At 34.3% G+C, this 12,034-nt stretch carries 14 protein-coding genes; 11 read left to right on the forward strand and 3 right to left on the reverse strand.

Annotation, left to right across the window (positions count from 1 at the left end; genetic code table 11):
• The first annotated feature begins 87 nt into the window (after positions 1-87).
• From B5P42_RS20470 to B5P42_RS20495, 6 genes are all read left to right on the forward strand, one after another.
• Positions 88-1,134 (forward strand): GH25 family lysozyme, encoded by a 1,047-nt coding sequence (locus B5P42_RS20470; protein WP_113735066.1) that lies wholly within the window; start codon positions 88-90, stop codon positions 1,132-1,134.
• 139 nt (positions 1,135-1,273) lie between these two features.
• Positions 1,274-2,308, forward strand: coding sequence for a nuclease-related domain-containing protein (locus B5P42_RS20475; RefSeq protein WP_113735067.1), 1,035 nt, complete (start codon positions 1,274-1,276; stop codon positions 2,306-2,308).
• A gap of 53 nt (positions 2,309-2,361) precedes the next feature.
• On the forward strand, positions 2,362-2,931 hold the full coding sequence (locus B5P42_RS20480; protein WP_002128566.1) for a hypothetical protein: 570 nt from the start codon (positions 2,362-2,364) through the stop codon (positions 2,929-2,931).
• A 220-nt stretch (positions 2,932-3,151) separates the two neighbouring features.
• Positions 3,152-4,879 carry an S-layer homology domain-containing protein gene (locus B5P42_RS20485; RefSeq protein WP_002128565.1) on the forward strand — a complete coding sequence of 576 codons (1,728 nt, stop codon included), beginning with the start codon at positions 3,152-3,154 and terminating at the stop codon, positions 4,877-4,879.
• A 166-nt stretch (positions 4,880-5,045) separates the two neighbouring features.
• The gene (locus B5P42_RS20490; RefSeq protein WP_002014405.1) at positions 5,046-5,192 is read left to right on the forward strand and encodes a BC1881 family protein; all 147 of its coding nucleotides are present in this window, start codon (positions 5,046-5,048) and stop codon (positions 5,190-5,192) included.
• A gap of 108 nt (positions 5,193-5,300) precedes the next feature.
• Complete coding sequence (locus tag B5P42_RS20495; RefSeq protein WP_002128564.1) at positions 5,301-6,056, forward strand: sulfite exporter TauE/SafE family protein; 756 nt, start codon at positions 5,301-5,303, stop codon at positions 6,054-6,056.
• Between the two features lie 320 nt (positions 6,057-6,376).
• Here B5P42_RS20495 and B5P42_RS20500 read toward each other — a convergent pair whose 3' ends face one another.
• Positions 6,377-6,577 carry a DUF3903 domain-containing protein gene (locus B5P42_RS20500; protein WP_002128562.1) on the reverse strand — a complete coding sequence of 67 codons (201 nt, stop codon included), beginning with the start codon at positions 6,575-6,577 and terminating at the stop codon, positions 6,377-6,379.
• Positions 6,578-6,718: 141 nt separating this feature from the next.
• Between B5P42_RS20500 and B5P42_RS20505 the strand changes: the two genes are divergently transcribed.
• A complete protein-coding gene (locus B5P42_RS20505; RefSeq protein ID WP_002128561.1) occupies positions 6,719-7,132 on the forward strand; it encodes an NUDIX hydrolase in 414 nt (137 codons plus the stop codon).
• Positions 7,133-7,144: 12 nt separating this feature from the next.
• Here the strand turns inward: B5P42_RS20505 and B5P42_RS20510 are convergent, their stop codons facing one another.
• Both B5P42_RS20510 and B5P42_RS20515 read right to left on the reverse strand, forming a co-directional pair.
• Complete coding sequence (locus tag B5P42_RS20510; RefSeq protein ID WP_002128560.1) at positions 7,145-7,822, reverse strand: LrgB family protein; 678 nt, start codon at positions 7,820-7,822, stop codon at positions 7,145-7,147.
• The gene (locus tag B5P42_RS20515) at positions 7,819-8,184 is read right to left on the reverse strand and encodes a CidA/LrgA family holin-like protein (protein ID WP_000872360.1); all 366 of its coding nucleotides are present in this window, start codon (positions 8,182-8,184) and stop codon (positions 7,819-7,821) included. The genes B5P42_RS20510 and B5P42_RS20515 overlap by 4 nt, the downstream gene beginning before the upstream one ends.
• 151 nt (positions 8,185-8,335) lie before the next feature.
• On the opposite strand from B5P42_RS20515, the gene alsR reads away from it, so the two are divergent.
• The 4 genes from alsR to B5P42_RS20535 all read left to right on the forward strand — a co-directional run bounded on the left by alsR (position 8,336) and on the right by B5P42_RS20535 (position 12,020).
• Positions 8,336-9,244 (forward strand): acetoin biosynthesis transcriptional regulator AlsR, encoded by a 909-nt coding sequence (alsR, locus tag B5P42_RS20520; RefSeq protein WP_002146263.1) that lies wholly within the window; start codon positions 8,336-8,338, stop codon positions 9,242-9,244.
• 254 nt (positions 9,245-9,498) lie between these two features.
• The gene (locus B5P42_RS20525; protein WP_044443670.1) at positions 9,499-10,074 is read left to right on the forward strand and encodes an FtsX-like permease family protein; all 576 of its coding nucleotides are present in this window, start codon (positions 9,499-9,501) and stop codon (positions 10,072-10,074) included.
• A gap of 94 nt (positions 10,075-10,168) precedes the next feature.
• Positions 10,169-11,080 (forward strand): ABC transporter ATP-binding protein, encoded by a 912-nt coding sequence (locus tag B5P42_RS20530; RefSeq protein WP_113735068.1) that lies wholly within the window; start codon positions 10,169-10,171, stop codon positions 11,078-11,080.
• Positions 11,073-12,020 (forward strand): ABC transporter permease, encoded by a 948-nt coding sequence (locus B5P42_RS20535; RefSeq protein ID WP_002128553.1) that lies wholly within the window; start codon positions 11,073-11,075, stop codon positions 12,018-12,020. Before B5P42_RS20530 ends, B5P42_RS20535 begins: the two co-directional genes overlap by 8 nt.
• Positions 12,021-12,034 lie beyond the last annotated feature (14 nt).

A 12,034-nucleotide genomic window follows, 5' to 3' on the forward strand; every position in this document is an offset into this window, starting at 1 on the left:
TCGAAATATGTGAGAGGTTTGTCGTGTCCTTTAACTAGAGTTGTACATATTGTATATAGAATAACAAAATTTGATAGGAGCTTTTATATGCAAAATAGATCCAGTTCAAATATTACGTTTATTGATGTGTCTCATTGGGAAGGAAACATTAATTGGAATGCTGTGAAGTCATCTGGCATTCCAGCGGCGTACGCAAAAGCGACGGAAGGTGTGAACTATATTGACCCGACTTTCGTTCAAAATGTACAAGCTGCGAGAAATGCGAATGTATTAATTGGTGCATATCATTTTGCTCATCCAGAACAAAATGATGCAATTTCAGAAGCGAAATATTTTGTGAATATATTACAGAGTAATCAGACGGACTTAATCCCTGTTTTAGATTTAGAATCGCCAGCGGATACTAGCAATAGTAGTTTAACGGGTGCGACTATATCGAATTGGGCAAGAAGTTTCGTAAATTATGTGAAACAAGCTACTGGGAAAAATGTAATGTTATATACAGGAGTTTGGTATATTAATGAATTTGGAATTAGCGGGTTAAGTGACATTCCACTATGGATTTCCAGATATTCTAGTATACCGCCTGCTGATGCTGGTGGATGGACAGAGTGGACAGCATGGCAGTACACAGATTCTGGTCAAATTTCAGGTGTAGGAAATTGTGACGTATCAGCAGCTGTTTCATTAGAAGCTTTACAAGGAAATGGAGCAAGTGGTGGAGGTAATGTTTCCACGCCTAATAATGCGACTCCAGTATACGGAGTTGCTGTAATTAATGGAGATAATGTGAATTTACGAAGTGGACCATCTTTACAGTCTAGTGTAATTCGCCAATTGAATCGTGGCGAATCATATGAAGTTTGGGGAGAACAAAATGGATGGCTCTGCTTAGGGACAAATCAGTGGGTATATAATGATCCAAGTTATATTCAGTATAAACATTATGTAGCAACTATTACTGGCGATAATGTGAATCTGCGAGATGCTCCATCATTAAACGGGAATGTTATAAGACAGTTACATCATGGTGAATCATATCGAGTATGGAGTAAGCAAGATGGATGGCTTTGCTTAGGGACAAATCAATGGGTATACTATGATTCAAGTTATATTCAGTATGGTGTACAATAAAGTGAACTTAAAAGGTATCTCGACTGAGGTGCCTTTTATTAAAAATATATAATTTTTACAAAGTATATATTGATAGCATAGTATAATGTAATTGATATATGTTTAAAAATAATCGGAAATGAAATAAAGGAGTAATAATATGGAGTATGTGCTAATAGGTGGGATTTTAATATTATTAGCTGTAGTGTTTGTACTGTTTTATAAAAATAAACAGTTAGAATCAGAGAGTCAGCAAGTAGAGTTTGAAAAGAAACAAGCGATTGAAACGTATGAAAATGAGATTGCAGCTACGATTACAGGGCATAAAGAACAACAGGATACTTTAAAGAATATGGAACAGAAAAAATATAATGATTTACAAGTGAATACAGCTAGAGAACTTGAAAATATGCGTATGATGAAAAATCAATTGGCTGTTCAACATAGTAAAGAACGTAGTGAAATGCAAGATAAGCATAGTAGTGAAATACATATGTTTCAAAATTTAATTGCGGATTTACGAGAATATACCAAAAATGGTGCTGAAGTGAATGCGCATGAAACATTACATTATATGAAGCGAGGTTTCGTTGAGCAAGGAATAATACTAGAAGAAGAGTTTCATATTATACCGAACGTTTTTATGATACGCAATAAATATAGAGATAAACGTGACATAAATGATAATCGAATTCATCACCTTATCTTATGTAAAGCTGGTATTTATCTACTTGAGACGAAAGAATGGACAGGGAAATTAATCCATGGCTTAACGAGAGAAAATGCGGGTATATATTCATTTATGATTGAGGAAATTGGTAAGTATCAACATGAAATTGAAAAAGAAGAGACATTTGAATTTATTACGGATGGAACTTCATTAACTTTGCAAGTAAGAAATGAAGGGAATCCAGCGTATAAAGCGAAAATGCTATCTCAAACTTTATATAATTGTTTGGAAGAAATGCAAGTAGATATTGTAAAGGAAAAAGTAAAACCAATTGTATATTTTGAAAATGAGAGTGGAAAAGAAGTTATTGATCTTTCTAATGAAGAATTGCCGAGATTTAAAGATAGAGAGCAAATTGTAACGTTTTTCAGAAATGAAGTTTTAACAAGTAAAGTAATATATACAGCACAAGAACTAAGAAAGATTAGAGATATGATTGGTCAGATGAATTATGTTTCGAAATGAAACTTTAATTAGCAGAGCAAGGCTTGAAGTGTGTAAATAGCGAGGTGCGTTAGGTGGAGAAAGGTAAAAGCTCTATATTGTGGGGAATATTGTACATTTATTTTTGTTTGTATATATTAATGTATCTTGTGTTTATCTTTGTTATAGATATGGTTCATGTGCCATTGAGTGTAATGAGTATTTTGGTGGTAGTAATGCCTTTTATTTTATTAGTTATTATTCAAAAGTCTATCTTACATGTTTCGGCAAGACGTGATAAAGGTAAGAAACAACTGTTCACTATAATGATGGTGGGTTTCATTCCATTGCTAGTATGCACCGTACAATTAAGTATAAATAAATACACTTCAAATTTTAATCAGGATCGGTGGTTAAATTATGAAGAAAAACGAGTACATATGGTAGATGACCTATTACAGGAGCATAAATTGATAGGGAAATCAAACGAGGAAATTACAAAATTGTTAGGGACCCCTATGAAAACGAGAAGTTGGGCAGAGGGAATTACTACTTTGTACTATCTTGGGAATGAACGTGGTTTCATTCCTATAGATAGTGAATGTCTTGTTTTGCAATTTGATAAAGATGGTAGAGTTATAGAGTATAAGGTACAACGAGATTGAAATAGTGAGAGGAGAAGCTATATCTTTTATAGCTTCTTTTCTATATTCCAATATAGAAAAAGTAGGCAAATAGTAGTCATTCCTATCTATACGAATGAGATAGAGTTTGTTATATTGTAAAGGGTTATTTAGTTTAGAAGTCTGCTAGATAGCCTTAAATATTTTAGATTAGGGAGGGAAGTTAACACGAATTAAGATATAAACGTGTTAAATAATTAGTATGAAAAAAGAATTTTATAATGTTTTAGCTGCATCAATTGTATTTAGTATGGTAACGATTCCAAGTTTTTCCTATGCCGACACAGTAGAAAAGACCGTAACGATTTCAACAGACGAGCAAGCATTAAAAAGTATTGAAAGCCATATGAAAGATGAAGATGGACGTGGAGAGAGCAAAGGAATAACAAATGAAGTACAAGGAGATTTTTTTGTACATATAATAGGTTCAGCATCTTTATTTGATTCTGCTGAGTTACAAAAAGCGACAGGTGTTCAGCTTTCTAATCAAGTAGTGAAAGCCGAAAAACAAAAAGGAAACGCTTACTATATACAAACAGAATCTGGAGCTGGGTGGATACAAAGTAGTGAAGGAAATGTAGAGGTTAAGGAAGTTTATCACTTGGCAAACGAAAAATTAGTAATTAATGAAGAGACAGCTACATATTCCGCACCATTTAATTCATATAAAGACGAGAAAGTGTTACAACCGCAAACAATTATTGCAATTGGACAAGTTGGAGAGTGGTTCCAAGTCCAAATAGATAATGAGGTGAAATGGATTTATGCACCTTCAGCAAAATTTGAGGGTACAAAAGCATCTCTTATCCAAAGTACAACTCCAACTCGTACGAAACGTGCAGCGGTTATGTATACTGCACCAATAGAAGAGAAAACAACGGATATTTACGGTGTACCATTAAAGGAAATGATTGTACCAACAGGTAATGAAAATATTCGTCCAGGTTATGCGATGAAACCAAAATACATTACAATTCATGAGACAGATAATTATAGTGTTGGAGCAAATGCTAGAAACCATGCACAATATTTATACAGCCAAGCAACAGGAACGACTGATCGTTCAGCATCTTGGCATTTTACAGTAGATGATAAAGAAATTTATCAACATCTACCATTAAATGAAAATGCTTGGCATGCTGGAGATGGAGCAGAAGGAACTGGTAACAGAGAATCAATTGCAATTGAAATTGCTGTCAATCAAGATGGTGATTATAATAAAGCTGTGGAAAATGCTCGCAAACTAGCAGCCTATTTAATGGGGGAGTTAAATATTCCTTTAGAAAATGTGAAAAAACATCAATTTTGGAGCGGAAAGAATTGTCCGGCCATTATGATAAGGAATAATGCGTGGGAGCCATTTTTACAGGGAACGAAAGCTTATTATGATACGAATCATAAAGATGATATAACTGGCGGTTGGTATGAAGCAGATATTCGTGAATTAGATAAAAGAGGTATTATGGTTGGAGACGGGAAGGGTTCTTACTGGCCAGAACGTCTTGTAACACGTGGTGAATTTGCGAATTTAGTTTCAAGATCATTGCAATTACCAGAGGGGAAATCGAATTTCAAAGATTTAAGCACAGCCCATCCATCGTTAGTAGATGGTATTAATCGTGCAGCTAGTGCTGGGATTATAAGTGGACGAGGAAATGATATATTTGCTCCGAATGATACGATTAAACGTGATGAAGCTGTTATTATGATTGATCGTGCATTGCAATACAAAAATATAAAAGGTAATTTAGTTTCATTACCATTTACGGATCAAAATTTAGCGTATGATAAACAGGCGGTTCAACGTGTTTATGGGTTAGGTATTGTAAAAGGGAATGAGAATAATGAGTTTATGCCAAAAGGTTCTGCAACACGTGGGGAATCGGCAGCATTTATTAATAGAATGTTAAAAGTAATAGAGAGTAAATAATGGAAAGGCATTCGCTTTGGCGAGTGCTTTTTTATTTTTCAATATGTTATAGAAAGGGGATGTGAATTTTGACTGGAATAAGGAATGAAAGCGGAGGTGATGCATATATTTAGATGCATTGGGTAGTTTTTTGTAATTTTGTATAAAATGAAAAGGAGGTAGGACGGTGAAATCAATACCGACTGAAGTCCTGAGTAAGGAATTGATGGAAAGAGAAGGGGTTATATCTATTACAGTGATGGAATTTGAAAAGATAGAAGTGGCCGGAGTAGTTGTTTCTGGTCCAGCTGTTATTTTAATTAATCAAGATTAAATACATATTATCAATAAAGAAAAGTAGTCAGAGCATCCGCTTAGGGTGCTTTTTGTTTGTATAGAAGTGTGTATATGATAGATAATTGGGATATTGGAGGGGAATTATGTGGCAATTATTATAACAATGTTATTAATGGGAGTTTTATTAGGATTTGTCGGAGCAGGGGGAGCAGGATTTATCATCGCGATACTCACTCTAGTATTCCATATCCCTATTCATGTTGCTCTTGCAACATCTTTAACTGCGATGGCATTTACGACATTATCTGGAGTAGTAAGTCATTACCGAGAAGGGAATGTTGTGCTTGTAATAGGCGGAGTTGTTGGGGGATTTGGCGCGTTTGGATCCTATATTGGTTCAAAGTTTGGTTCGTTAATACCAGCACATCTGTTGCATTGGTTTACAGCTGGTATGTTATTTTTATCGGCAATTTTTATGTTTATTCGGTTGATTATGTTTCAAAAAAGATCACAGTCGTCTTTAAAAGGGCATAAAGAACTTTCGAAAGATAACGTGATTAAATGTATATTCCTCGGATTGGTGACTGGAATTTTAGCAGGTGCATTTGGTATTGGCTCAGCACCTTTTATCCAACTCGGATTAATGGTTCTATTAGGTTTAACAATCCGTCAATCTGTAGGGACGACAATGCTCGTTATATTACCAATCGCAATTGGAGGTGGGTTTGGATATAGTTCGGAAGGGTATTTAGATTATGTATTATTAGTACAAGTTTTAATCGGGACAATGTTAGGAGCATATATAGGAGCTAAGTTTACAAATTATGCACCTCGCATGCTTCTAAGGTTTTCGATGATTATGACACCAATATTAGCTGGATGTATGTTGTTAGTAGATTAAAGAGAATATATAGAAATCTATTAATATATTTTACGAATGAATTATGTAAGTAATTCATATTTCTCATATAAAAGGATTTGCTTTAATATAATGAGTATAAAGTTCGAGTATTCGAAGTATTACTTGAATTATATCCCTATCCCTTTTCTAAAAATGCGAACAAGTTTTGCCCTATTCTATTCAATAGTTTATTGTATAGAAATATATTGTTCGATGACCATTATGGAACGCACATAATGGGTAAATCCCGATCCTTAAAGAGGATGCCCCTAATCTTCATGTGAAAATATGATCGGATAAGAAAGCTGGCCAATTTATGGTCAGCTTTCTTTTTGTTCAATGAGTAAGCCTTCTTTAATTTCTGTTTGCAATAATAAAGTTTTTCCGAAGCGACGTTTACATTCAGCTCGTACTTTTTGAATGGCTAGTAGCTGAGAAGTAGCAGGCACTGTGACAACGGCTTGCCGAGGTTTTCGGTTTTCTTCACAAAAAACACATTCCACAACATATTTAGAAATCATAATTTCATCCTTCCGGTTTGAATTTCTAAGAAGGGACTGCTCATGAAGTTGATGTAAACTTTCGGCATCTTTTTACTTATTTCCTCTTTTTTCAAAGGGGAAATAAAAAAGAAGACGAATTTTAGTAGGGGAGGGATGTATATGGAGAGATGGATAGGTACGGCAGCTATTTGTATGAATGAAAGAAATGAAATTTTAATGGTATTGCAAGGAAAAGAAGGGGAAGAAAAAAGATGGTCTGTCCCAAGTGGAGGACTTGAAAAGGGAGAAACACTAGAAGAATGTTGTATCAGAGAAGTTTGGGAGGAAACAGGTTACAATGTGGAGGTTGTAAATAAAATATACGAAAAAGAAGGTATTACATATGGGATTCCGGTGTATGTTCATTATTACTTTGTTAAAAAAATAGGCGGTAATATGAAAATCCAAGATCCGGATGAGTTAATACATGAGATTGATTGGAAAGGGATACATGAAGTTGGAAAATTATCGTTAGCTTTTCCGGAGGATTATGAGCTAATATGCCGATATATAAATAAAAAAGCAAGTGTGTAGATACTTGCTTTTTTAGTGTATCCACGATAAGAAAAGTGGAACGATAACTAAACTAGCTCCAGCTGTTAAAAGCATTGATAAACTTGCAATTGTACCTTCTACAGGGCCGATTTCAAATGCTTTTGATGTTCCGGTTCCATTCGCGCTAGTACCTAGCATTATACCTTTTGCGAGCGCTGTTTTAATACGGCATATGCGTATGAGTGTAGGACCGAGTAATGCTCCAGTTAAGGCAGTTAATACAACGAAAACTGCTGTTAATTGTGACATGCCGCCAATCATTTCTGAAATAGCCATTGCAATAGGTGTTGTTACAATGTGCGGTGCTAAACTTTGTTCTATTGTAGAGTCAATTTGAAAAAAATTAGCTAATAGTGCGGAAGTAATAACAGATAGAAAAGAACCGACAATGACATTAATTAAAATAGCAGTTCCATGTTTTTTTAATAGATCAAAATATTTATAGATTGGCCATGCGAAAGCAACTGTTGCAGGTTTTAATAATTCTGTTAGCCAATGACTACCAGATTCGTAGGTTTCGTACGGTGTATCTAATCCGAGTAATAAAGCAATTAAAATGATTGGACATACAAGAAGGGGAGAAAGTAAGCTCCAATTCCAGCGTTGATACATTTTTTTAGATACCCAATATGTGAATAGTGTTAATAGTAAACAAAGAAAGCCGATCATTGTGTTGATCCTTTCCGCTTTAATAGCAATTCTGTTAAAAGCCCTGTTACTAGAGTGACACAAAGTGTACTAATCACGATAATTAAAATGAGATCGATTCCATATTGTGATAATGTATCTTTGTAACGAATGACAGCGACTGCAGAAGGGATGAAAAATAAAATAAGTTCTTTTAATAAAAAGTCTGCACCGTCTTGTATCCATTCTTTTTTCACTATGTTAAATTTTAATGAGATTAATAATAAAAAAATACCGATTATACTTCCTGGAACTGGGAGGTGTGCCTGTTTTGCAATCCATTCACCTGTCCAAGCGAAACAAAATAATAATAAAATTTGTCCGCTTAACTTCCACCATTTCATACAGTAACCACCTCTTTGTTTTTTACATAAAAATTGTAAAAAATAATTAACAATTTCTACTATACGTTCATTCGAAATATTTGTCTAATATATAAATTATATGTTATTAATATATTAGATGTATTAATCGAAAGTGAAAAGGGTGTCCAAAATGGAATTACGGCATTTGCAATATTTTGTTGTAGTGGCAGAGGAATTGCACTTTGGACGAGCGGCTGCTCGTCTACAAATGACACAACCCCCGCTTAGTCAACAAATTCAGCAATTAGAAAAAGAAATGGAAGTTATGTTATTTTCAAGAACGAAGAGAAAGGTTGAATTAACAGAAGCTGGAGAAATGTTTTTAAAAGAAGTGAAAAAAGCGTTTGAACAAATTGAAAAAGCAGTAGAAGTCGCACAAAGTGCTCAAAGGGGAGAAGTAGGATCACTTTCAATCGGTTTTGTAGGTGCAGCGATATATGATATTTTACCGTCAATCGTCAGGGAGTATAGAAAGAAATTTCCAAGGGTGTCTGTCGCATTACATGAATTGTCAACACCAGATCAGGTGCATGCACTTCATGATAATCGAATTGATATTGGATTTTTACGTCCGCCAATTCCGACGCAATTACTTGAGTTAGAACCAATTCAAAAACTTTCGTGTACCTTATGTTTACCGAAGGCACATCCTCTTGCTGAAAAGGACGAAATACATATCGAAGATTTAAGGGATGAACCGTTCGTATTTATTACGAGACCAGTATGGCCAGCGTTATATGATACAATTTTATCGCTTTGCCGTGATGTAGGTTTTAGTCCGCACATTGTACAAGAAGCAACGGAGTATCAAACTGTTATGGGGCTTGTAGCGGCAGGTATTGGAATTACGGTAATACCTGTATCCGCAAATAAATTGTATAAAACAGAAGTTGTATATAAAGAGTTATGTGATTCTAATTTTGTTGCAGAAATGTCAGTGGCTTATAAAAAAATGAATAACAATCCAGAGTTGTTAGAGTTTTTGAAAATTGCAAGAGAGAAAAAAAGGATTGAAGTGGAAGATGCGAAGGCTGAATAGTTGATGAAGTTACAAGGTAGTCATGATAATTAAGTTATATAAAGATTCACCTCGTTAAACAAAAAACGGAAATGTAACTAAAGTGCATTTCCGTTTTTTGTTTTTTTGTTCAATGCTAAAGAGGTAAATATGCTTGGTTTCTAGGACTAAAGGCTTAGTAAAGATTCCGATTGAAGTGCGATGTTTAAAATGTCATATTCTTATACACTAGTAGTATAGAATGCGTATGTTATGAAGTAAGGTAGGGGGGAATTATGTCTTTATTTCGGTTAGCGAGAAAAAATATACAAATATTTGCTACCAAAAGGTTAAAACAATTTATGTGGATTGCTATGAATACAATGATTTGTTTTTTTATGATATCATTCCGATTCAATGAAGCTATAATAAGTAAAGCGGAATATACACCTATATTTGTAAAGTGGTTTTATGCTATGTTTCTATTTATAGTTTTTGTGTGTATTTTCGTTACATATAAAATGACAACCTCTCTTTTACAGGTAAGAAGAGAGGAGTTTAAATCGTATGAAGTAGTGAAGATGACAAGAAAAGAAATGTTATGTTTATTATGTCAGGAGCAATTATTAACTTATGGAGGAGCTTTTGTTTTCGGATTAATTCATGGTATGTTATTTTTGAAATTATTTATTATTATTTTTATGAAAGCAGTAGGAATCCAAGGGATAACCAATGCACCGATTACGATGTATGCGGTAGTGATAACAGCAGTTGTTATGATAACTGTCATTATAATATCAATGTGGCAATGTTGTAGGTTTACACAAAGGTTAAAGGGTGAAAAGTCATATGAAACGAGGAGAAAGGCATGAGAAATCATGGCTTTTTCTTCATTTTACACATGTTATTAATCATGATACAGTGGGAAGAACTGAAAAAAAGAGTTAAGAAGAAAGGTTGTATGGAATGATAAATGAGCAAGCGATCGTAAAAGTTGATCGATTAACAAAGCGAATTGGTTCAAAGACGTTAGTAGAAAATATTAGTTTTGAAGTGAAAAAAGGTGAAGTAGTTGGCTTATTAGGACCAAATGGTGCTGGAAAAACGACATTAATGCGAATGATGGTCGGAATGATTCGTATGACAGAAGGAGAAGTATGGATTGATGGTCAATCTGTAAAACAGCAATTTGAAAAAACTGCTGCGAAAATTGGTGCTGTAATTGAGACACCAGAATTTTATCCTTTCTTAAGCGGCTATGAAAATTTAACATATTTCGGACGAATGAATGGGAATGTGACTGAAGAGCGTATCGATGAAGTAGTGCAATTGTTAGGAATGGGACAAGTAATTGACCGTAAAGTAAAAGCATATTCACTCGGTATGAGACAGCGTTTAGGAATTGCTCAGGCACTTATACATAATCCAGATGTATTAATACTAGACGAACCGACGAACGGATTAGATCCTAGTGGTATACATGAAATGCGGATGTACATAAAGAAAATTGCGCATGAACAAGGAAAAGCTGTTCTTGTTTCTAGTCACTTACTCTCAGAAGTTGAATTAATGTGTGACAGGGTTATTATTATTCAGCATGGAGAATATGTCGCAACACAAAATATTCAAAGTGATAAAAAGGAAGAAGCAGAAGAAATACATATACGTGTAGATGATGCGAATAAAGCGGCAGAGGTTTTAGAATACGATGTTTTAGTAAAAGAAAACGAATTAATTATAAACGTGAAAGATGAAGAAGTTCCAAATATTCTTCGTACATTGATGGAGAAAAACATTCAAGTTTATCGTGTATATGAAGAAAGAAAAACGCTAGAAGAGCAGTTTTTAGAATTAACAGGAGGAAAAGATATTGTTTAATTTAGTTTATAACGAGCTGTATAAAATATTTAAGCGAAAGCGAACGATTATTCCTTTTGCAGTTATTGCGGTATTAATTATTGGATTAGGATGGGTTACGGTAAAATATTTAGAGCCAGAAACAAAAGGGTGGAAAGCGGATTATACAGAACGCACTGTAGAAATTGAGAAAAAGCTCGGCATGAAAAAAGAGGATATTTTAACAGAAAAGTCAGGAGACGAGCTTGTAAAGGAATACCAGCTTAAAATGAAGCATTTAGATACGAATACAGCGCCAGCAAGTAGTTCTCCGCTTTCATTTATGAGAGATACAGGTTTTATCGTATTTCCAATTTTACTTCCGTTTATTCTCGTATATGCGAGTACGATTTTTGCGAATGAATATAGCTGGGGAACATATAAATTTTTAACAATTCGTCCAGCGAGCCGATTTAAAATTTTAACATCTAAGTTTTTGGCAATCGTTATATTTGCGGCATTATTATTTATATTTAATATGATTTTTTCCGTATTATGCGGGTTGATTATTTATAAATTCCAACAACCAGCTTGGGCTGAATTTGTCGTTCAAAATGGAAATATAATAAAACAAAATATTTTCGTAGAAGCAAGTAAATATTATATTTTATCTTGGTTACCAACTCTTGTGTATGCTGCATTTGCCTTTATGATTTCCGTTTTAACGAGATCGAGCGGAGGTGCAATCGGGATTTCTTTATTTCTTGCATTATCAGGGGGAATAGCGCTAATTCCGGCAGCAAGATATGAATGGGCGAAATATTTATTACCAGCGAATACAGATTTATATGGGCTTTTAAAGGGTGGAAGCTTTATTGATGGAGTAACATTCCCATTTGCTTCTTGTATGCTTCTTCTATACTTAGCTGTATTTTTAGGGGTTTCCTATACTGTATTTATAAAACGAGATTTAACAGCATAAGCAAAAGCCGTTAA

It is taken from the genome of Bacillus sp. SRB_331 (assembly GCF_003264175.1).
In the GTDB taxonomy this organism is placed as follows: Bacteria; Bacillota; Bacilli; order Bacillales; family Bacillaceae_G; genus Bacillus_A; species Bacillus_A mycoides.

Coding starts and splice junctions, on each gene's coding strand:
- B5P42_RS20470 (WP_113735066.1), top strand. CDS start 88: ATGCAAAATAGATCCAGTTCAAATATTACGTTTATTGATGTGTCTCAT.
- B5P42_RS20475 (WP_113735067.1), top strand. CDS start 1,274: ATGGAGTATGTGCTAATAGGTGGGATTTTAATATTATTAGCTGTAGTG.
- B5P42_RS20485 (WP_002128565.1), top strand. CDS start 3,152: ATGAAAAAAGAATTTTATAATGTTTTAGCTGCATCAATTGTATTTAGT.
- B5P42_RS20500 (WP_002128562.1), bottom strand. CDS start 6,577: ATGATTTCTAAATATGTTGTGGAATGTGTTTTTTGTGAAGAAAACCGA.
- B5P42_RS20505 (WP_002128561.1), top strand. CDS start 6,719: ATGGAGAGATGGATAGGTACGGCAGCTATTTGTATGAATGAAAGAAAT.
- B5P42_RS20510 (WP_002128560.1), bottom strand. CDS start 7,822: ATGATCGGCTTTCTTTGTTTACTATTAACACTATTCACATATTGGGTA.
- B5P42_RS20515 (WP_000872360.1), bottom strand. CDS start 8,184: ATGAAATGGTGGAAGTTAAGCGGACAAATTTTATTATTATTTTGTTTC.
- alsR (WP_002146263.1), top strand. CDS start 8,336: ATGGAATTACGGCATTTGCAATATTTTGTTGTAGTGGCAGAGGAATTG.
- B5P42_RS20525 (WP_044443670.1), top strand. CDS start 9,499: ATGTCTTTATTTCGGTTAGCGAGAAAAAATATACAAATATTTGCTACC.
- B5P42_RS20530 (WP_113735068.1), top strand. CDS start 10,169: ATGATAAATGAGCAAGCGATCGTAAAAGTTGATCGATTAACAAAGCGA.